The sequence below is a fragment of the Curtobacterium sp. VKM Ac-2861 genome (assembly GCF_013204965.1).
GTDB lineage: Bacteria > Actinomycetota > Actinomycetes > Actinomycetales > Microbacteriaceae > Curtobacterium.
Genome location: NZ_JABMLA010000007.1, coordinates 48,785 through 68,839 on the forward strand (window position 1 = coordinate 48,785; position 20,055 = coordinate 68,839).

At 71.8% G+C, this 20,055-nt stretch carries 20 protein-coding genes; 13 read left to right on the plus strand and 7 right to left on the minus strand.

Features of this window, described 5'->3' with window-relative positions; genetic code table 11:
* Positions 1-95: 95 nt before the first annotated feature.
* Genes HQQ88_RS16565 through HQQ88_RS16575 form a run of 3 tightly spaced genes read right to left on the minus strand, consistent with a single transcriptional unit; the run spans position 96 to position 3,636 of the window.
* On the minus strand, positions 96-1,718 hold the full coding sequence (locus HQQ88_RS16565; protein WP_173170359.1) for a hypothetical protein: 1,623 nt from the start codon (positions 1,716-1,718) through the stop codon (positions 96-98).
* A 5-nt stretch (positions 1,719-1,723) separates the two neighbouring features.
* On the minus strand, positions 1,724-2,650 hold the full coding sequence (locus HQQ88_RS16570; RefSeq protein WP_123291805.1) for a carbohydrate ABC transporter permease: 927 nt from the start codon (positions 2,648-2,650) through the stop codon (positions 1,724-1,726).
* Positions 2,647-3,636, minus strand: coding sequence for a sugar ABC transporter permease (locus HQQ88_RS16575; protein WP_235036018.1), 990 nt, complete (start codon positions 3,634-3,636; stop codon positions 2,647-2,649). The genes HQQ88_RS16570 and HQQ88_RS16575 overlap by 4 nt, the downstream gene beginning before the upstream one ends.
* A gap of 164 nt (positions 3,637-3,800) precedes the next feature.
* On the opposite strand from HQQ88_RS16575, the gene HQQ88_RS16580 reads away from it, so the two are divergent.
* Both HQQ88_RS16580 and HQQ88_RS16585 read left to right on the plus strand, forming a co-directional pair.
* Complete coding sequence (locus HQQ88_RS16580) at positions 3,801-4,808, plus strand: LacI family DNA-binding transcriptional regulator (RefSeq protein ID WP_173170361.1); 1,008 nt, start codon at positions 3,801-3,803, stop codon at positions 4,806-4,808.
* A gap of 61 nt (positions 4,809-4,869) precedes the next feature.
* Positions 4,870-5,256, plus strand: coding sequence for a VOC family protein (locus tag HQQ88_RS16585; RefSeq protein ID WP_243698104.1), 387 nt, complete (start codon positions 4,870-4,872; stop codon positions 5,254-5,256).
* Between the two features lie 159 nt (positions 5,257-5,415).
* Here HQQ88_RS16585 and HQQ88_RS16590 read toward each other — a convergent pair whose 3' ends face one another.
* On the minus strand, positions 5,416-6,075 hold the full coding sequence (locus HQQ88_RS16590) for a triacylglycerol lipase (RefSeq protein WP_123292289.1): 660 nt from the start codon (positions 6,073-6,075) through the stop codon (positions 5,416-5,418).
* A 170-nt stretch (positions 6,076-6,245) separates the two neighbouring features.
* On the opposite strand from HQQ88_RS16590, the gene HQQ88_RS16595 reads away from it, so the two are divergent.
* The 3 genes from HQQ88_RS16595 to HQQ88_RS16605 all read left to right on the plus strand — a co-directional run bounded on the left by HQQ88_RS16595 (position 6,246) and on the right by HQQ88_RS16605 (position 8,710).
* Complete coding sequence (locus HQQ88_RS16595) at positions 6,246-6,740, plus strand: hypothetical protein (RefSeq protein ID WP_173170363.1); 495 nt, start codon at positions 6,246-6,248, stop codon at positions 6,738-6,740.
* 19 nt (positions 6,741-6,759) lie between these two features.
* Complete coding sequence (locus HQQ88_RS16600; protein ID WP_173170365.1) at positions 6,760-7,308, plus strand: dihydrofolate reductase family protein; 549 nt, start codon at positions 6,760-6,762, stop codon at positions 7,306-7,308.
* 67 nt (positions 7,309-7,375) lie between these two features.
* Positions 7,376-8,710 carry an NAD(P)/FAD-dependent oxidoreductase gene (locus tag HQQ88_RS16605; protein ID WP_258373215.1) on the plus strand — a complete coding sequence of 445 codons (1,335 nt, stop codon included), beginning with the start codon at positions 7,376-7,378 and terminating at the stop codon, positions 8,708-8,710.
* A 273-nt stretch (positions 8,711-8,983) separates the two neighbouring features.
* Here HQQ88_RS16605 and HQQ88_RS16610 read toward each other — a convergent pair whose 3' ends face one another.
* Positions 8,984-9,889: an SDR family oxidoreductase gene (locus tag HQQ88_RS16610; RefSeq protein WP_173170367.1), complete on the minus strand. Its 906-nt coding sequence runs from the start codon at positions 9,887-9,889 to the stop codon at positions 8,984-8,986.
* 109 nt (positions 9,890-9,998) lie between these two features.
* Between HQQ88_RS16610 and HQQ88_RS16615 the strand changes: the two genes are divergently transcribed.
* The 3 genes from HQQ88_RS16615 (at position 9,999) to HQQ88_RS16625 (ending at position 13,063) form a co-directional block, all read left to right on the plus strand.
* Positions 9,999-10,571 carry a TetR/AcrR family transcriptional regulator gene (locus HQQ88_RS16615; RefSeq protein WP_173170369.1) on the plus strand — a complete coding sequence of 191 codons (573 nt, stop codon included), beginning with the start codon at positions 9,999-10,001 and terminating at the stop codon, positions 10,569-10,571.
* Positions 10,572-10,660: 89 nt separating this feature from the next.
* Positions 10,661-11,872 carry an acyltransferase gene (locus tag HQQ88_RS16620; protein WP_173170371.1) on the plus strand — a complete coding sequence of 404 codons (1,212 nt, stop codon included), beginning with the start codon at positions 10,661-10,663 and terminating at the stop codon, positions 11,870-11,872.
* A 9-nt stretch (positions 11,873-11,881) separates the two neighbouring features.
* On the plus strand, positions 11,882-13,063 hold the full coding sequence (locus tag HQQ88_RS16625) for an NAD(P)/FAD-dependent oxidoreductase (protein ID WP_173170373.1): 1,182 nt from the start codon (positions 11,882-11,884) through the stop codon (positions 13,061-13,063).
* Between the two features lie 30 nt (positions 13,064-13,093).
* On the opposite strand, the gene HQQ88_RS16630 is transcribed toward HQQ88_RS16625, so the two are convergent.
* Positions 13,094-13,963: a UbiA family prenyltransferase gene (locus tag HQQ88_RS16630; protein ID WP_367917041.1), complete on the minus strand. Its 870-nt coding sequence runs from the start codon at positions 13,961-13,963 to the stop codon at positions 13,094-13,096.
* Entirely contained in the window at positions 13,960-14,883 is a 924-nt protein-coding gene (locus tag HQQ88_RS16635; RefSeq protein ID WP_111084731.1) for a DMT family transporter, read from the minus strand. The genes HQQ88_RS16630 and HQQ88_RS16635 overlap by 4 nt, the downstream gene beginning before the upstream one ends.
* Positions 14,884-14,954: 71 nt before the next feature.
* Here HQQ88_RS16635 and HQQ88_RS16640 point away from each other — a divergent pair, with 71 nt between their 5' ends.
* The 5 genes from HQQ88_RS16640 to HQQ88_RS16660 all read left to right on the plus strand — a co-directional run bounded on the left by HQQ88_RS16640 (position 14,955) and on the right by HQQ88_RS16660 (position 20,038).
* A complete protein-coding gene (locus HQQ88_RS16640) occupies positions 14,955-15,803 on the plus strand; it encodes a LysR family transcriptional regulator (protein WP_131880419.1) in 849 nt (282 codons plus the stop codon).
* 74 nt (positions 15,804-15,877) lie between these two features.
* A complete protein-coding gene (locus tag HQQ88_RS16645) occupies positions 15,878-16,312 on the plus strand; it encodes an excisionase family DNA-binding protein (RefSeq protein WP_131921444.1) in 435 nt (144 codons plus the stop codon).
* A gap of 28 nt (positions 16,313-16,340) precedes the next feature.
* A complete protein-coding gene (locus HQQ88_RS16650) occupies positions 16,341-16,907 on the plus strand; it encodes a putative toxin-antitoxin system toxin component, PIN family (protein WP_132099842.1) in 567 nt (188 codons plus the stop codon).
* Between the two features lie 45 nt (positions 16,908-16,952).
* Positions 16,953-17,765: a fructosamine kinase family protein gene (locus tag HQQ88_RS16655; protein ID WP_131880415.1), complete on the plus strand. Its 813-nt coding sequence runs from the start codon at positions 16,953-16,955 to the stop codon at positions 17,763-17,765.
* Between the two features lie 92 nt (positions 17,766-17,857).
* Positions 17,858-20,038, plus strand: coding sequence for a glycosyltransferase family 39 protein (locus tag HQQ88_RS16660; RefSeq protein ID WP_243692414.1), 2,181 nt, complete (start codon positions 17,858-17,860; stop codon positions 20,036-20,038).
* The last annotated feature ends 17 nt before the right edge of the window (positions 20,039-20,055 follow it).

Consider the following 20,055-nt stretch of genomic DNA (forward strand, 5'->3'; position numbering starts at 1 on the left):
CCCCGAGTCCAGGGCCGCGCACGACGCCGTCGTGCGCGCGGGACGCCGCGAAACGGCGCGGCGCCTGGGCGCCACACCACGCGACGACGATCGCGTCAGGACGACCGCGCTGCCAACGCCTGCTGGTTCTCGCGGCGGATCGCGTCACCGCCCCGGCGACGCCACTCCCGCACGGTCCCCTTCCACGACGACACCTTCGCCCGCCCGAGCAGCACGTCGTTGATCGCGTTCGTCGCGAAGGTGCCGAGGGCCGGCCCGGTCGTCGAGTTCGTCGGCGAGTACAGGCCGTAGGCGGGGTTCGGCAGCCCGCGGTCGACCCACGACGACAGCGACTCGTAGACGGTGTCCGTCATCGTCGGGTTGCCCGAGTAGTACAGCGGCAGCGGGCACTCGGTGAAGTACTGCAACGGGAACTCGCCGAGCGCGGTCTCGCTGTTGCCCGTCTTCGTGAGGACCGGCGCTCCGTCGCGGTACTCGAAGTCGCGGCCCTCGATGCCGAACTTGCGGTACATCCAGGCCTCGGTGCCGAAGGGCGACGCGCACCAGTTCAGGACCTCGAGGAGCATCTTCACGCGCTCCTCACCGCCGGCGGCGACGGCCGCGATCGCGTTGTTCGGGTCGCCGAGCCACGGCTTCGACTCCGCTCCGGACGGTCCGACGAAGGGGGCGATGGTCAGCTCGAACCCGCTGCCCGGGGTGGCCTGCTGCAGCAGTCCGGGGATGGCGCTGTACGTGTCGGAGAGCATGAGGGCGGAGCCCTGCACGAACCAGACCTTGCCGTTGTAGGCGGTGATGCTGTCCGGGTGGACGAGGTCCTCGGCGATGAGCTTCCGCGACACCTCGAGCAGGTCCTGGTACTCGTCCAGCTCGTACATGTGGGTGAACCGGCCACCCTCGACCTGCCACTGGTTCGGCAGCCCGAGCATCGGACCGAGGATGTTCGTCGGCACCGAGGCCAGGGCCCACCGGTTGCTGTGCGGGTCCGAGACGTCGCGGCAGACCTGCACGAACTCGTCGACGCTCGAGAACGCGGGGTCGACGCCGAGGGCTTCGAACCGGTCCTGCCGGCGGTACAGGGCCTGCGACGTCAACGGTCCGCGCGGGACGGGGACGCCGTAGATGCCGCCGGAGAAGACGGTGCCGCGCCACGACGCAGTCGGCAGGTTGGCGAGGTAGGGGTAGTCGCGGACGCCACTGCCGGACAGGTGCGGACTGAGGTCGGCGGCCTTTGCCTCGAGGAACTGCGGCAGGTACGGGAACGACCCGAACACCGTGAACACGTCGCCGAGGGTGTCGCCCGCGACCTGCGTGGCGAACTTGTTGCCGAAGTCGGCGTTCGGCGTGATGGTGAGGTCGAGGTCGATCCCCATCCGCTGGTCGAGCCCCTGCCAGTACGGGTTGCTGCCCTTCGAGGGCGGCACGGGCGAGTTCGTCGGCACGCTGCCGTGCACGGTCGAGCCGTCGCCGGGCTTGCCGTCGGTGGGCACGAGCGACGCCGGGATCTTCCGGAAGGCGCTCGGCATGAGGGCGCTCGTCTTCGGGAACGCCGGCTCCGGCCCGCCGGCCCACGGCACGTAGTCCGGCAGCGTGACCGCCTGGTTGATCGCCTTGACGTCGGTCGAGCGGGTCACGGTGGAGCAGCTGGCCAGGAGGCCCGTGGCTGCGACCCCGAGACCGCCCGCGATGAGCGCGCGGCGGGTGATTCCGTTGTTCGTCACGCTGGTCAGCCCTTCACCGCACCGGTCAGGACACCCTTGGCGAAGTGCCGCTGCAGGAACGGGTAGACGATGAGGATCGGCACGATCGAGACGACGAGGATCGCCATCTGGATCGAGGCCTGGGGTGGGAGGGCATCGGCGGACGCCCCGAGGTCGGCGCCACCGAGCTGCGCGTTGTTGATCACGTAGGTGCGGAGCACCAGCTGCAGGGGCCACTTCGCGGTGTCGTTGATGTAGAGCAGCGCGTTGAAGAACGCGTTCCAGTACCCGACGGCGTAGAACAGGCCGATGACGGCGAGGACGGCCTTCGACAGCGGCAGCACGATCCGCCAGAACACCGCGAAGTCCCCGGCACCGTCGATGCGTGCCGACTCGAGGAGCTCCTGCGGGATCGCCATGAAGAACGACCGCATCACGATGACGTTGAAGGCGCTCAGGGCGGTGGGCAGGATGAGCGCCCAGTACGAGTCGAGCAGCCCGAACTGCTTGACGACGAGGTAGTTCGGGATGAGGCCGGGCGCGAACAGCAGGCTGACGAGCACGAGGCCGAGCACGGCGCCCGACCCGTAGGAGCCCGGACGGCTGAGGGCGTAGGCGAGCATCGCGCTCACGAACAGGCTGATGAGCGTGCCGACGGTGGTGATGCCGATGCTCACGACCAGGGCCCGGGTGACGACACCGCCGGCGAAGATGCTCTCGTAGGCGCTGAGGTCGAAGCCCTTCGGCCACATCACGAACCCGCCGGCGTCGTTCACCTGGCTGGTGGGTGCGAGGCTCGTCGACACGATGCCGACGAACGGCAGGATCACCACGAGGCAGATCACGAGCAGGACCGCTCCGGTGAGCAGCCGTCCGGGCAGCGGAGCCGCGTCCGGGCCACCGCGCTTGCGCTTCTTCGCCCGTGGGACGGTCACGGTGTGCGTGGCGGTCATCGCGACTCCTTCTGGTAGACGCCCGCTTCACCGAAGACGTGCGCGAGCTTGTTGGCGCCGAGCACGAGCAGCACGCCCACGACGCCCTTGACGAGTCCGACGGCCGCGGCGACACCCCACTGCCCACCGAGCACGCCGTTGTTGTAGACGTAGGTGTCGAGGACCTCGCTGGCGGCACGACCGACGGCCTGCTGCTGCAGGATGATCTGCTCGAAGCCGACGGTGAGCGAGTCGCCGAGCCGCAGGATGAGCAGCAGGATGATGATGCCGCGCATGCCGGGCAGGGTGACGTGCCACAGCTGGCGCCAGCGCGAGGCGCCGTCCATCTTCGCCGCCTCGTACAGGCTGGCGTCGATCGAGCTGAGGACGGCGAGGAACAGGATCGTCGCCCAGCCGGTGTCCTTCCAGATCACCTGGCTGGTGAGCAGGGCGATGAACCCGTCGGGGTTGCCGAGGAAGTCGATCGCGTCACCGCCGGCGGCACGGATCGCGTTGTTCACGAGCCCGGAGCCTCCGAGGATCTGCTGGAACACCGCGACGACGATCACCCACGACAGGAAGTGCGGCAGGTACAGGATCGACTGCACGACGCCCTTGATCCGCTCGGACAGCAGCGAGTTGAGCATGAGCGCCAGGATGATCGGCGCGGGGAACACGAACACGACCTGCACGAGGGTGATCACGAGGGTGTTCCGGAGCGCGCCGAGGAACTCGCCGTTGCCGTCGAACACCACCGAGAAGTTCTCGAACCCGACCCAGGGGCTGCGGCCGAGCGGGACGAACGGCAGGTACTCCTGGAACGCGATGAGGTTCCCGAGCAGCGGCAGGTAGTGGAACCCGAGCAGCAGGGCGACTCCCGGCAGGCCCATCAGCAGCAGCACCCGGTCGCGGCGGATCCGCTGCCACGTGCTCCGTCGGCGGAGCCCGGGGTCGGGTGGTGGTGCGGTGTGCGCGGTGGTCGTCGCGCGGACGTCGAGCTTCGTCACTCGGTGGCCTCCTCCGTTGGATTCCTGCAGCGACCCTGGCGTGCTGAGTTACAACGTGGCAATCCGTTGCCAAACGTTTCCATCGTTGTAACGCTCCAGTGAGCGCACACCCGCAACCCCGCACGACGACTCCACCGGAGACCGGCCGCGCTACGCTCGTCCCGATGCGCGCAACCGTGCGGGACGTGGCCACCCTCGCCGGGGTGTCGCCGAAGACCGTCTCCAACGTCATCAACGGCGGCGTGGTGGTGCGCCCGGAGACCCGCGAGCGCGTCGAACGGGCCGTCGCCGAACTCGACTACGTGCCGAACCTGTCCGCCCGCGGGCTGCGGAACGGCCGCTCCGGTGCGATCGCCCTGACCCTTCCCGAGATGGGCAGCGCCTACTCCGCCGAACTCGCGCAGTGGTTCGTCGAACTCGCCCGCGAGCGCGGATGGGTCGTCCAGCTCGACCAGACCGGCAACGACCCGGCCCGCGAGCGCGAACTCGTCTCACGAGCCCGCGCCCACCTCGTCGACGGCCTCGTGCTCAACCCGGTGTCGCTCAGCGCGAGCGTCCTGGCCTCAACCGAGGGGCTGCCGCCGACCGTCGTGATCGGTGAGGTCGAACCCGAGCACGTCGACCAGGTGCACGTCGACAGCCGGGCCGCCGCCGAGCAGGTCACCGCCTACCTGGCGTCCCGGGGCCACCGCCGGATCGCGGTCGTCGGTGCCGCCCGGGCGTCCGAGCCCACCGCCACCAGCGAGCTGCGGGAACGTGGGTACCTCGCCGCACTCGCCACCGCCGGGATCGAACCGGATCCCGCACTGCGGGTGCCGCTGCCGTCCTGGACGACGAGTTCGGCAGCGACGGCGTTCGCGGCCTGGCTGGACGAGCACCCCCTGCCCGACGCCGTGTTCGCGTTCACGGACTCGATCGCCTTCGGCGTGCTGCACGTCCTGGCCGCCCGAGGTGTCCGCGTCCCCGAGGACGTCAGCGTCATCGGGTTCGACGACATCGACGGTGCGGCGTACGCGATCCCCGCGCTCAGCACGGTGTCGTTCGACCGGCGGGCGTTCGCGACGGCAGCACTCGACCTGCTGACGCGACGGATCGAGGACCGGAGCCTGCCACCCGAGACCGTGGTGGTGCCGCACCGCATCGTCGAGCGCGCGAGCGTCGCCGACCGCTGATCGGTGGTCGCTGATCGCTGATCGCTGATCGGTGGTCGCTGATCGGCGTACGCTCCGCGGCATGACCAGCGAAGACGCCTCGATGCCGACGCTCGCCGCGACCGTCCTGCAGTCCCCGGAGCCGATCGCCCTCGCCCGGTTCTACGGCGCCCTGACCGGGTGGACCGTGTACGAGGACGACCCGACCTGGGCCCGCATCCGCCCCGCCGAGGGCCCCGGCCTGTCCGTGCAGTACGAGCCCGAGTACGTCGCGCCGACCTGGCCCGGCACCGCCGATGCCCCCGGCATGCAGCTGCACCTCGACTTCCAGGTGGAGGACCTGCCGGCAGCCGTCGCCCGCGCCGAGGAGCTCGGTGCCACACAGGCCGCGTTCCAACCGCAGGACGACGTCCGGGTGCTGCTCGACCCCGACGGGCACCCGTTCTGCCTGTTCCTGCCCGGGGCCTGAGCCTGAGCCTGGTTGGCCGCGCCCCGAGGTTCCACAACATGCCGGATGATCTCCGCCGAGGTTCCGAACTGCGGCGATCCGAGCGCCGACATGCCGAGATTTCGGAACCTCGGGGACGAGACGGAACGGGCGGGGGGACGCGACGGGGACGGGCGCGGCTCAGGCCGGGTCGGCGGCCGCCAGCACCGCGGCGCGCGTGCGGGCGTCACCGAGGATCCGGAAGTGCCCGCCCACCGGCAGCCGCACGTTCGTCGCCCCGGACAGTTCACTGCCCTCGGGGATGAGCGTGTCGAACACCCCGTAGACCGAGGTGATGCGGGCGTTCGCGTCGAGCTCCCGCGCCAGTCCGGCCAGCACGGGGTCGGCCGCCCGGAACACCCGCAGGTGCCGTACCGGAGCCAGTCGCGCGTAGCCCGACCCGGCGAACGGCGTCGAAACGGCGACCATGCGGTCGATGCGGCCGTGGTCGTCGAGCTGGGTCATCGCGTACTTCCCGATGAGCCCGCCCTTGCTGTGCGCGAGCACGAGCACGTTCCGCAGGTCGTGCTCCTCGAGGTACGCGAACACGTCGCGCGCCGAGTCCGGCACCGGCCGTAGGTTGTGCCGCAGCACCGGCAGCACGTGCACCGGGTGCCCGCGGTCGTGCAGGGCGTCCATGAGCGGCCGCATGAAGTGCCAGGTCTCGTAGACGCCGGGGATCACCACGACGGGCTGGCCGTCACCGGTCCGGTAGTCGTCAGCGGTGGTGGGCCCGAGGCTCCGCACCTGCCACGAGATCGCGTACCACCAGTCGAGTGCGGCCCACCTCGCGCGTCGCACCAGCGGGATGCCGGGAGGCTCGGGTCGGCCCGTGCGCGCCGGCTCCGTGCGGAACGTGGTCGGGTCTGTCTCCAGCTCATCGCGCACGCCCCGAGGGTACGCGGCGGTTCGCAGCACTGCGTCAGGCTCGTCATCGACTGCACATAGGGGCGCGGTGTGCACTGCCTTCCATGAGCGACACCACTCCCACGAACGGCCACGAGCCGGGCAACGCCGCCCGCACTCCCTCGGCAGCGGCACCGGCCGGCTGGGGTTCGGCACCCACGCCGACCTCCACGGCGACCCTCGACGCACCCGCACCGAACCAGTCCGCCCAGCAGCCCTACCGCTCCGACGCCGGATCCTGGAACGCCGGCGACCCGAACGGCGCCACCCCGTGGTACGGCGCCTCGGCCCCGACGAGCCGGAAGAGCGCACCGAAGCCGCCGTGGTTCTGGCCCGTCCTGGCTGCGATCGTCGGACTCGCAGCACTGCTCGTCGGCGGTGGCATCGGCTTTGCCATCGGGCATGCGATCGGTGGGGACCAGTCCCAGTCGACGACGCAGGTGCCCGGCACGAACGGCGGCACGAACCAGTTCCCGGGCAACGGCACTGGGCAGCTCCCCGGGTACGGATCCGGCAGCGGCACGGACGGCAGCAGCAGCGACAGCGGCACCGGCAGCTGATCCGCAGTACGCTCCGGCCATGCGCAAGGTCACCGCAGGGCTGTTCACGTCGGTCGACGGCGTCGTGCAGGACCCGTACGAGTTCCAGTACGACAGCTTCGACGACGAGCTCGGGGCCGGGATGGGCGCGTTCATGGCCCGCACCGACACCGTCCTGCTCGGCAGGAACAGCTACCTCGAGTGGTCCGAGTGGTGGCCGGCGCACCCCGACGACGGCTTCGGGCAGTGGATCAACCCGATCGAGAAGTACGTGGCCTCCACGACGCTCGGCGACGACCTGACGTGGCAGAACACCACCAGGATCCCGGGCGACCTCGACACCTTCGTCCGCGAGCTCAAGGAACGCGACGGCGCCGGCATCGCGGTGTGCGGCAGCGTGAGCGTCGTCCGGCACCTGCTGTTCGCTGGGCTCCTGGACGAGCTCCAGCTGATGGTGCACCCGGCGATCGCCGGCTCCGGCCGGAAGCTCTTCGAGCCGACCGACCCGGCCACGCGCCTGCGGCTGGTCGACAGCACCGTGACGAGCAAGGGGAACGTCGTGAGCACCTACGCACGGCTCGACGCCTGACGGAGCCGACCCGGGCCTCCCGGTCGGCAGTGGACGGGAGCGGTCCACAGCGCGCGTACCCTCGTGGGTGACCACCTCACGAACCGAAGAAAGCCGGATCAGCATGCCCCAGGACACCCGCCCGCACGTCGTCATCGTCGGCGGTGGATTCGCCGGTGTCGCTGCCATGCGCGAGCTGGCGGACGCTCCCGTCCGGGTGACGCTCGTCGACCGGCACGTCTACAACATGTTCCAGCCCCTCATGTACCAGGTGGCGACGGGCGGACTGAACGCCGGCGACGTGACGTACTTCCTGCGCAGCCTGCGCGCCAAGCAGGACAACGCCGAGTTCCGGCACGGCCTGCTCACCGGCATCCGGACCGACGAACGCATCGCCGAGATGTCCGACGGCGAGCACCTGCACTACGACTACCTGGTGCTGGCGAACGGCGTGAACACGAGCTACTTCGGCACTCCGGGCGCCTACGAGTACGCGTACTCGATGTACTCCCGCTCGCAGGCCCTGCGCATCCGCGACGAGCTGTTCACCCGGCTGGAAGAGGCTGCCGCGAACCAGGGCCCCGACGAGATCAAGATCGTCATCGTCGGCGGCGGCGCGACCGGCGTCGAGATGGCCGGCGCGCTCGCGGAGCTCCGCGACCAGGCACTCGAGGGGGCGTACCCCGAGCTGGACAAGGGTGCCATCACGATCACCCTCGTGCACCGCAGTGGCGAACTGCTCAAGCCGTTCGCCCCGCGTCTGCGCCGGTACGCGGCGAAGGTCCTCCGGAAGCGCGGCGTCGTCCTCCGGCTGAACACCGGCGTCTCCGAGGTCAAGACCGACGGCGTGATGACGGCTGACGGCGAGTTCATCCCCGCCTCGCAGGTCATCTGGGCCACCGGCGTCGCCGCGCACAAGGAGGTCTCGGGCTGGGGCCTGCCGCAGACCAGCGGCGGACGCATCCAGGTCGGCGACGACCTGCGCGTCAACGGCGCCGAGCGGATCTTCTCGGCCGGCGACATCGCGGCGCAGTCCGAGGCCCTCGCGCAGCTGGCCCAGCCGGCGCTGCAGGGTGGACGGCACGTCGCGAAGCAGATCAAGCGTCTGCTCGAGGGCAAGCCCACCGAGCACTTCAAGTACTTCGACAAGGGCACGATGGCGACCATCGGCACGAACGCCGCGGTCGCGCAGCTGCGGGGTGGCATCACGCTCGTCGGGCCGGTCGCGTGGCTGGCGTGGGTGGCGGTGCACATCGCGTCGCTGCTCGGCAACGGCAACCGGCTGTCGACGCTGTCGCACTTCTTCGTCCGCTACCTGTGGTTCATGCGGAAGCGTGCGATCCCGATCGTCGGAGACGTCCGGCCCGTGCGCCCGAACGGCGACCGCGAGCCGGAGCCGTGGCAGATGCAGAAGTCCGAGTAGTCGGCGCCGACGCGCTCGCGCGTCGCGCGTCGCGCGTCGCTTCGCGGTTCGCTTCGTGAGTAGAAATGGTCGGGTCCGGAGACGGAACCCGACCATTTCTGCTCACCATGCGCCGTGGTTCGGACCGGCGACGGCCGGGAGGCGCGGGGCGGGGCCGCCACGGGCCTCCCGTCCGTTGCCGGGGCGCGTGGGGCTGGCGCCGACTCGGAACGACCATGTCGACGTCGTGCGACATCGAACTCGTCGTTCCGAGTCGGGCCCGAGCCGCGCGGGCTACGCGACCCGCACGCCGGAGTAGGCGCCGGCGGCGATGTCCTCGAGCAGTCCGGGGCCGGTGGGCTCCCACCCGAGGAGCTCGCGGGTGGCGTCGGACGTGGCGGACATCTCCATGCCGAAGAACCGGCCGATGAACCCGAAGTGCGCGTCCGCGTCCGCCGGGTCGATCGAGGTCACCGGCAGCCCGAGGACCTCGCCGATGGCCTCGGCGATCGCCCGGGTCGGGATCGCGGTCTCGGCGACGGCGTGCATCCGAGTGCCGGCGGGGGCCTGCTCGAGCCCGAGGCGGACGAGCCGGGCGGCGTCGGTGACGTGCACGGCGGACCAGCTGTTCGTGCCCTCGCCCACGTAGCCCGACTCGCCTCGCTCCTGAGCGGCGGCGACGATCGCGGCGATGAAGCCGTGGTCACCGGTGCCGTGGGTGGTGGGGCTGAACCGGGCAGCGATCGTGCGCACCCCCTGGCCGACGAAGTCGAAGCCGCGGTTCTCGCTGCCGCCGCGCATGCTGTCCGGGCCGACGAACGGGTTGGCGTCCGATTCGGTCGAGGGGCGGCCTTGGGCGAGCCCGGCGACGCCCGACGCGAGGACGAACGGGCGGTCGGTGCCGACGAGCGCTGCACCGATGGTCTCGACGGCGGCCCGCTCGCTGGCATTGGTGGCGGCGGCGTTCGCCCAGTCGTGCTTGTTGGCGAGGTGCAGCACGCCCTCGGCCTCGGAAGCGCCCCGGCGGATGACGTCGAGGTCGTCGAGGTCACCGCGCAGGACGGCGACGCCCTTCGCCTCGAGCGCGGCGGCCGACGCGTCGGAACGCGCGAGCCCGGTAACGGTGTGCCCGGCGGTGAGCAGGTCGTCGACGGTGTGGGAGCCGATCCAGCCGGATGCCCCGGTGACGAACACGTGCATGAGTGGTCCTTTCACAGGTGTCCACGGCGCTGATGTCATGAACTGACATCACCGTAGCACTCGATGTCAGCCGCTGTCATCAAGGTGTCCTGATCAGTAGACTCTGCGCATGGCCCGATGGCAACCCGGAACGCGTGATCGACTGCAGGCGGTCGCGCTGCAGCTCTTCGCCTTCGAGGGCTACGACGGCACCACGGTCGCGCGGATCGCCGCCGAGGCCCAGGTCACCGAGCGCACCTTCTTCCGGCACTTCGCCGACAAGCGCGAGGTCCTGTTCGCCGGCCAGGACGACTTCCTCGCGATGTTCGTCGACCCGATCACGGCTGCCCCGGCCGACGCGGCGCCCTTCGACCTGGTCGACCGCGCCCTCGACGCCGCCGCCGGGTTCTTCCCCGAGGACCGCCGGTCGTGGTCGCGGGCCCGGCAGACGATCATCGACGCGAACGCAGCGCTCGGCGAACGGGAGCTCGGCAAGCTCGCCACCCTGAAGGCACGCCTGGGCGTGGTCATGCGCGAGCGCGGCGTCCCCGAACCGACGGCGACGATGGCCGCCGAGACCGCCGTGACGGTGTTCCACCTGTCCTTCGCTCAGTGGATCGCTCCGGATGAGGACCGCCCGTTCGCTGCGATCGTGCACGAACGACTCGACGCCCTGGCGACGCTGGTGCACCCCGGGCGTTGAGTCGGCTCTTACCTGCCGCGCGCATCATGTGACGATCCGGTCACGACGCGTCCCGCTGTCGTGGCCGCCCGATCGCGCAGGAGGTGCCCGTGACGACCGACGTGCTGTCGCCCGAGCTGGTCCGCGCGACGACCGCGCCCGGCCACGCGACGACCGCGCGGGGCCGAACCGACGGCGACCCGATGGGCCGGACGCCACCGCCCCCGCTCACCCATCGCGCACCCGCCCTCGACGGACTCCGGACCATCGCGATCCTCGCCGTGATCCTGTACCACCTGCACGTCCCGCAGTTCGAGGGCGGCTTCATCGGCGTGACGGTGTTCTTCGTGCTGTCCGGCTTCCTGATCACCACGCTGCTGCTCGGTGAACGCCGACGCACCGGTCGTGTCCGGCTCGGCTCGTTCTGGCTCAAGCGCCTGCTCCGGCTCTACCCCGCGCTGCTCGTGTTCGTCACGGTGGGTCTGCTGCTGTGGAACTGGGTCGGTGACTACAAGGGCGCGTCGTTCTCGGCGGGCGAGGCCGGGGTCATCGCCCTGACCTACACCGGCAACCTCTTCCGCGCGTACTGGGACACCACGCAGGGTGTGTTCGCGCACACGTGGAGCCTGTCGATGGAGGAGCAGTTCTACCTGGTCTGGCCACCCGTGCTCGTCCTGCTCGCGACGCTGCGGGCCCGACGGCGCTGGCTGCTGACGGGCCTCGGCGTCCTGGTGGTCGGGGCGTCGGCGGCGTCGTGGGCGAGCTACCGGTCCCCGAGCGGCGGCGCCACCCCAGACGTGTACTTCTCGCCGGTGCTCGGCGTCGTGCCGCTCGCGATCGGGTGCGCGCTCGCACTGCTGCTCGACGACGAACGGGTGCGCGTCCGGGCAGCCGCGGTCGCCGGACACGTCGCGACCTGGACCGGCCTCGCACTCCTGGTGGGTGTGCTGCTCTGGATCGACGATGACTGGACGCAGCACGCCTGGACCTTCGGCGTCGTCCTGCCGGTCACCGGGGTGATCGCGGCGGTGCTCATCGGTGGCCTGGTGTCGGTGCGCTCTCCCGTCGCCACCGCGCTGAGCTGGACCCCGGTGGCGTGGTTCGGACGACGGGTGTCGTACTCGGCCTACCTGTGGCACCCGCTCGTCATCGCACTGCTCGGCACGTTCGCGATCGGCGCGTGGGGCACGGTCGGGCTGGTCGGCGTCGTGCTGCTCGTGTCGATCGGTGCCGCCTACGCGGTCGAGGTCCCCGTGGAGCGGTTGCGGCGCCGGCTGCGCACGAGCATTGCAGCTGTGCGCGGCTCGGCCACCCGACCGTAGGCTCGGCCCGTGACCACGGAGCGCACCGACGTCCTCGTCGTCGGCGGTGGTCCCGTCGGCCTCTTCCTCGCCGCGCTGCTGGCCGCCCGGGGCATCGCCGTGCAGGTGTGGGAGCGTCGCCCCGGTCCACCCGAGGGGTCGCGCGCCATCGGCATCCACCCGCCGTCCCTCGATGCCTTCGCCGCGATCGGGCTCGACGTCCCGGTGCTCGCCGAGGCGACCCTCGTGCGCACCGGCGTCGCACGGAGCCGCGGGCGGACGCTCGGCACGCTGACCTTCGACCGCGCCTCGGACACCCACCCGTACGTCGCGACGCTCGACCAGCACCGCACCGAGTCCCTGCTGCGGGACCGGCTCGCCACTGCCGACGGAGCCGCGCTGCGCACCGGGACGACGGTGACCGCCCTGTCCCGGCACCGTGACCACGTCGACGCGGTCGGCTCCGGCCCGGACGGCGCACGGGTCCCCGTCCGGGCGGCGTTCGTCGTCGGGGCCGACGGCGCACGGAGCGTCGTCCGTGACCTGCTCGGCATCGGCACCACCGGACGTGACTACCCCGACCGCTACGTGATGGGCGACTTCGCCGACCCCGAAGGCGCCGACGCCCGGACCGCCGCCCTGGTGGACGTCGGCCCCGGAGGCGTCGTCGAGTCCTTCCCCCTGCCGCACGGTCGGCGCCGGTACGTCGCCCTGGTGCCGGACTCGCTGGCGTTCGCCCCGAGCGGCGCGGCCCCCGACCCGGAGCCGGCGGCACGACTGGCCGCGATCGTCGCCGCACGCACCGGCGTCGTCCCGGATCCGTCCTCCTGCACGATGCTCAGCGGCTTCCGAGTGCGGCGCCGAGCGGCCGACCGTGTCGGGGTCGGCCGGGTCGTGCTCGTCGGCGACGCCGCCCACGAGATCAGCCCGATCGGCGGTCAGGGCATGAACCTCGGCTGGCTCGACGCGGCCGAGCTCGCGCCGTTGCTCGCCGGGGCGGTCCGGACCGGAGTGCCCGGACCGTGGCCCGGCTACGCCGCCCGCCGGCAGGCAGCCGCCCGCCGTGCGGCCCGGCAGGCCGAGGCGAACATGGGCCTCGGTCGTCCGCTCGGTGCCGTCTCCACCATCGGACGGGAGGCGCTGCTCCGGACCGTCCTGTCGCTGCCGACCGCGCACGGCCTGGCTCGGCTCTACGCCATGCGCTGGGCCTGACGGCTCGCGTCGGCGCGCGGCCGGCTCGCGTCAGGCGACGAGCCGCGCCCCGGCGAACCCGAGCTCGACGACGAGCACCAGGGACGACGCGATGACGAGCCGGAACAGGGTCCGCGACGCCCGTCCCGCCAGCACCAGCCGGACCCCCACCACGGCGAGCGCCAGCACGACGACCGCCCCGACCACGGCGAGCACGACCCCGCCGCCGCGGACCGGGTCGTCACCGAGCACCTGTCCGCCGAGCACCAGGCCGGCCGCGACGACGAGCGACCCGAACGCGACGATCCCGGCTCCCCGGAGCCCGAGGCGGTGCGGGAACCCGCGGACCCCGGTGGCGGCGTCGTCGACCAGGTCGGGCAGGACGTTCGTGCAGTGGATCGCGACGCCGAACACCGCGCCGGTGGCGATCGCCCACCACGCCGGCCACAGCTGCTCGGGACCGGCGGACACCGCGACCACGGGCAGCAGCCCGAACGCGACGACGAACGGCACGACCGACCACACGGTGCGCTTGAGCCCGGCGTCGTAGGCCCACCCCGCGGCGACGAGCACCAGGTGCGCGACGGCGGCGACGGGCCCGAGGAACAGCGAGAGGACCACGGCGACCCCGGCGGTCACGAACGCCGCCGTGCGGACCGTCTCGACCGCGATGAGCCCGCGGGCGACGGGCTTGTCGCTCCGGCCGACGGCACGGTCGCGGTCGGCGTCGATCCAGTCGTTCGCCAGGCCGATCGACAGCTGGCCGGCGACCACCGTCAGCGCGACCAGGACCACGAGCCACACCGGGTGTCCGACCGCCGCGGCGATGACGGCGGCGAGCACCGTGACCGTGACGGTCGGGCCGGGGTGGGACGAGGCGAACAGCAGTCGCACCACGTGGGGGTCCTGGCCGGAAGTCACCCGGCCAGCGTACGGGCGGGGCGTGCCGGGCGACGCAGACTCCGACGGCCGAGCACCCCCGAGGCCAGCGCGATGCCGAGCAGCACGACCAGTCCACCGACCGGTTCGTTCCACCGCACGCGCTCACCGAGCACGAGCACGCCGAGCGCCACGCCGACCACCGGCGTCAGGTAGGTGACCGTCGACGCCCGACCGGCGCCCCACGCCTGCACCAGGCGCGTGTTCCACGCGTAGGCCAGCCCGGTGCCGACGCAACCGAGCGCGACCATCGCGGCCACGATCCTCCCGTCCAGCTGTACCGGGCCGGTGGCGATGGCGGGCGCGACCAGCAGGAGCATGCCGGACGCCAGCGTGAGCTGCACCGTCGCGATCGTGACCGGGTCGTACGCGCTGCCCACCGCCACGCGCCGCAGGTAGGCGAGGCCGATGCCGTAGGACGCGGTCATGCCGAGCAACGCGACCTGCCCCGGGACGCTCGCCAGGACGGCCGGGTCGCCGAGCAGGTCCCACGGACCGACGAGCACCAGCACGCCGACGATGCCGACCACGATCCCGGCCACCTGCCGGCCCCGCAGCCGTTCGGAGGGCACGAGCACCGCGAGCGCCGCCAGCGTCATGATCGGGGTCGTCGCGTTGTAGATGCTCGCGAGCCCGGACGGCACGGTCTGCTCGGCCCACGCCATCAACGACGACGGCAGGGCGTTCAGGAAGAACGCGACGACCGCCAGGTGCGCCCACACGCGGGGCTCCCGCGGCCAGCGCCGACGGGTCGCGAGCAACAGCACGACGAGCGTCACGCCGCCCAGGACGGTCCGCACGGTGGCGACCTGCTGCGGTGCGAGTCCGTCGAGGCCGATCTTCGCGAAGAGGAAGCTCGAGCCCCAGGTGAGGGCGACGAGACCGTAGAGGAGGGCGTTCATGTGGCCTAGTGTCGAACCACCAACGCCCATGCGGCAAACGCATGGGGTTCATGCCGACATGAGGAGCACGCATGACCGTCTCGGTCCCCCAGCTCCGTGCGTTCGTCGCCACGCTCGACGCCGGGTCGTTCACGTCCGCGGCCTCCGTGCTCGGCGTCGGCCAGTCGGCCGTCTCGCACGCCGTCGCCGGGCTCGAGCGCGAGGTCGGCGGGCCGGTCGTCCGGCGCGGCGCGGTCGCCGTCCCGACACCCCTGGGCGACCGCCTGCTCGCCCACGCCCGCAGCGTGCTCGCCTCGGTCGACGCCCTGGAGGCAGTGGTCCGGCCCGCCACGGCGCGCGGCACCGTGCGACTCGCGGCCGTCCCCACCGTCTGCCAGGGCCTGCTGCCGCGGCTCCGCGAACTGTGGGCGGTGACGTTGCCCGACGTCGACGTGCAGGTCTACGAGGGCGACGACGACGAGATGCCCGAGTGGCTCGAGAGCGGCACCGTGGACGCTGCCGTGCTCGTCGACCCCGCGCCGGTGCCGGCCGGGGGCGTCGTCGTCGCCCGGGACGAGATGGCCGCCGTCGTCCGGCGCGACCACCCGCTCGCCGAGCTGCCCGCGCTCACGCTCGACGACCTGCACGAGGACGGCCTGGTCGCGGGCGGCGGCGGGTGCGAGTACCAGATCCAGAAGCTGCACGAGCTCGACGGACGCCCCTTCCGGTACGCCCACCGCGTGCGGGAGATGAGCACCATGTTCGGGATGATCGAACGGGGCGAGGGCGTCTCGATCGTGCCGACGCTCGGCCGGGTGATGCTGCCGCCGGACCTCGTGATGGTGCCGATGGCCCGGCGACTCGAGCGGACCCTGGTGCTGAGCGGCCCGTCGTCGCGCGAGTGGCACCCGCTGGCGAGGGCGCTGGTCGACGCGGTCTGACGGGTTGCACTTGCAAGTGCAACCCCGGTACCGTTGAGCCAGTTGCCCACCAACGGACGCGAGACGGAGACCCGATGCGCCAGACCACGACGCCACGGCCCCTCCGCGTCGACGAGGTCGCTCGCGCCGAGGCCGTCGACCTCGTCGAGCGCGCTGGCGATCGACAGGTCGCGACCGTCGAGCTCCACCTCGACGACGGCACGGAACTCGTGCTCCCGGAGCGACTCGGAGGCTTCGTCGCGAACCTCGTCCGCAGCATGGCCGACGGGGCTGGCGTGTCGACGAGCATCCTCCCCGACGAGATGACGACGACCGTCGCCGCCGACGTCATCGGGATCTCCCGACCCACCTTGATGAAGGCCATCGGCCGAGGTGAGATCGCTGCACACACTGTCGGGACCCACCACCGGCTCCGGCGCGCGGACGTCCTCGCAGCCCGAGACGCACGACGGGTCACCCGCGCTGCGGCAGCTCGCGAACTGCTCGAGTCCGGTGAGGCCTTCGACTGACACCCGGTCAAGGTAGGCTTGATATGTGATGCTTCAGCGGGTCTTCGTCGACGCGAACGTCTTCTGCAGCCGGACGTTGCGAGACTGGACGTGCCTGCTCCGACTCCACACGGACGGCATGTTCCAGCTCCACACGACCGAGGACGTACTGGCCGAGACCACGCACACCCTCCGCCGACTGCACCCCGACAGGCCGGGGTCGGCCGTCTCCCGGCTGCGAGCAGCGATCCTCGACTCGATCGACGAGCTCGTCGACGACTTCGACGCCACGGTCGAGTACCACGGAACCGATCCCGACGACCGGCACGTGCACGCCGCCGCGATCGCCTGCGGGGCGCACGTCCTCCTCACGCAGGACCGTGGTCTCCGCGCGACGGATGCAGCGATGTACGAGGTGTACCGCTGTGACGAGTTCTTCAGCCTGGTCGACGACTCGGCGCCGTGGATCGTGCGCGACGTCGTGCGCGAGCAGGCGCGGTACTGGTCCAGCCGTCCCCGCGGCGCACGGAAGAGCCTGCCCGGGGCGCTCCGTGACGCCGATTGTCCGACGTTCGCCGGGCGGGTGGAACGACATCTGCGGTTCCTCGCCGGATGACCGTGCGCTGAACGGACGACGGGGACCCCTCGGCAGGATGGACCGATGGCCGAGACGCACGTGAAGACCTTCACCACCCCGGACGAAGCGGCAGCCGAAGCCGCCGGCCTCGGCTGGCTCGCCGAGGCCGAAGACGCTGGCGGCACCAGGATCGCGCGGGTGCTGGACCGGCCGGCCACGACCGTGCTCGACCTCGAGCTGATCACTGACGGCTCCCCCACCGCCGCACAGGCCGAGCGCTTCGGACGCTCCCTCGCGCACACCCACGCCGCCGGCGCCGACCACTGGGGCGCACCGCCCGCCGGCTGGACGACGGGTTCCGCGCTCCGGATGGGACGCTCCCGCACCCCGTTCGTCGACGCAGCGCATGCACCGAGTACCTGGGGCGCGTTCTTCGCCGAGTACCGGATCCGCGACTTCGTCCGCCGAATCGTCGACGCCGGCGGGTTCGACCACGCCCAGGCGGCCGTGTTCGAGCGGGTCGCCGACCGGGTGCAGGACGGCACGCTCGGGTCGCCGCAGCCCGCACTCGTCGGGGACCGGCCCGCGCGGCTGCACGGCGACCTGTGGGCCGGCAACGTGCTCTGGCCGACGGACGCGTCCGAACCGACCGGCGCGGTGCTCATCGACCCGATCGCGCACGGCGGGCACGCCGAGACCGACCTGGCGCTGCTCGGACTGTTCGGGCTGCCTCGGTTGGAGACGGTGCTCGCCGCCTACGACCGGGAGTCGCGGCTCGCCGACGGCTGGCAGGAGCGCGTCGAGCTCCACCAGCTCGCGCCGCTGCTGCTGCACGTGTTCCTGTTCGGTGGGTCGTACACGGGGGCGGCCCTGCACGCGGCGCAGCGGTACGCCTGACCGCGCACGGTGCAGGCTCGCACCGTGCATCCTTAGGCCGCGCACAGCCGGCGCAGTGCCGCGCTCGGGGAACGCCCCGGATGCTCATCGACATGACCACGTACCCGATACCCGTGACCGATCGAAGGGGCCCCGCGCTGACCGACGCGCAGGATCGGCGTCGCAAGCCGCTCGCCCGCCTGTTCCTCGGCGAGCGCGAGGACGCCCGCTGGCTCCGGCCGGCGTTCTGGGCGCTCCTCGCCGTGACCGCCGTGGTGTACCTCTGGGACCTGAGCGTCTCGGGGTACGCCAACAGCTTCTACGCCGCCGCCGTGCAGGCCGGCACGAAGTCGTGGGAGGCGTTCTTCTTCGGCTCCCTCGACTCGTCGAACTTCATCACGGTCGACAAACCCCCGGCGTCGCTCTGGGTGATGGTGTTGTCGGCCCGGCTGTTCGGCTTCTCGAGCTTCAGTCTGCTGCTCCCCCAGGCACTCATGGCCGTGGGCTCGGTCGCGCTGGTGTGGGGCACGGTCCGTCGCACCCTCGCCCGCGTCGGCACCACCACCGCGAACGTGGGCGCCCTGCTCGCCGGCTTCGTCGTCGCGGCCACGCCGGCGGCGGCCCTGATGTTCCGCTTCGACAACCCGGACGCGATGCTCGTGTTCCTGATGACCGTCGGCGCGTACTGCACGGTCCGGGCACTGCCGCGGGGCAGCTGGAAGTGGATCGCCCTCGCCGGGGTCGCCCTCGGCTTCGCGTTCCTGACGAAGATGCTGCAGGGGCTGCTCGTCCTGCCGGCCTTCGGCCTCGTCTACCTGTTCGCCGCCCGCACCACCTGGGGCAAGCGCGTCATCGGGCTGCTCATCGCCGCTGGGTCCCTCGTGGTGTCGGCCGGTTGGTGGATCGTCGCCGTGTGGCTGTGGCCGGCCGAGTCCCGCCCGTACATCGGCGGTTCGACGAACAACACCGTCCTCGACCTGGTGTTCGGCTACAACGGCCTCGGTCGGATCTTCGGCGGCTCGGGCAACGGTGGCGGAGGCGGTGGCATGACCGGCGGCACAGCGGGTGGCTCCTTCGGTGGCTCGACGGGCCTGAACCGGCTGTTCTCGTCCGAGATGGGGCTCGAGATCTCGTGGCTCCTGCCCGCAGCGCTCATCGCACTGGTGGTCGGTCTGGTCGTCGTCGGACGCCGTCACCTGGCCGACCCGGCCCGCGCCGGACTCGTCCTGTGGGGCGGCTGGCTCCTGGTCACCGGCCTGGTGTTCTCGTACATGTCCGGCACGATCCACCCGTACTACACGGTCGCGTTGGCACCGGCGATCGCCGGGCTCGTCGGCACCGGTGGCGCGCTGCTCTGGCACGCACGAGCGCGGTTCGTCGGCCGGCTCGGCCTGGCCGCGATGATCGGCATCACCGCCTTCTGGGGCTGGTGCCTCCTCAATGAGAACCCGACGTGGCTGCCGTGGCTCCGCTGGGTGATGCTGGCCGGCGGGCTGCTGTCCGCAGCGCTCGTGGTGATGGGCAGTGTCCCGTCGCTCCGCAAGCTGGTCACGGTCGGCGTCCTCGCGGGCACCCTGTTCGGGCTCATCGGCACCACGGCCTACGCCCTCGCCACGACGACCGTCGCGCACTCCGGTTCGATCCCGAGCGTCGGTCCGGCGGGCAGCAGCTCCGGTGGGATGGGCGGCGGCACCGGCGGCTTCCCGGGAGGCACGGGCGGACCGGGTGGGTCGACCTCCGGCTCCGACGACGGCGGCTCCGACAGCACGTCCGACTCCCAGCAGGGTCCCGGCGGGACCCCGCCGGAGGGCGCGTCCGGCGAGGCGCCGGAGATGCCGGACGGCACGTCCGGCACGGCACCGGGCAGTGGCCAGGACGGCACGGACGACGCGACCTCCGAGGGTGGGTCGGGGACGGGCCTCCAGACCGGGGGCGGTGGCGAAGGTGCGTCGACCTCGTCGGCACTGCAGAAGCTGCTCGAGGCGTCCGACGCGAAGTGGGCGGCCGCCGTCAACGGATCGCAGTCGGCCGCGCAGCTCGAACTCGACACCGACACCGCCGTCATGGCGATCGGTGGCTGGTCGAGCGACCCGGCACCCACGCTCGCGCAGTTCAAGGCGTACGTCGCCGACGGGGACATCGGGTACTACGTCTCCTCCGGCTCCGGCTCCGGTGGCGGCGGCATGGGCGGCGGGTCGTCCACCGCATCGGCGATCCAGGAGTGGGTCGCGGCGAACTACGAGTCGACGACGGTCGGCGGGCAGACCGTCTACGACCTGAGCAGCACGAAGTGATCGACGACGAGGGCGCG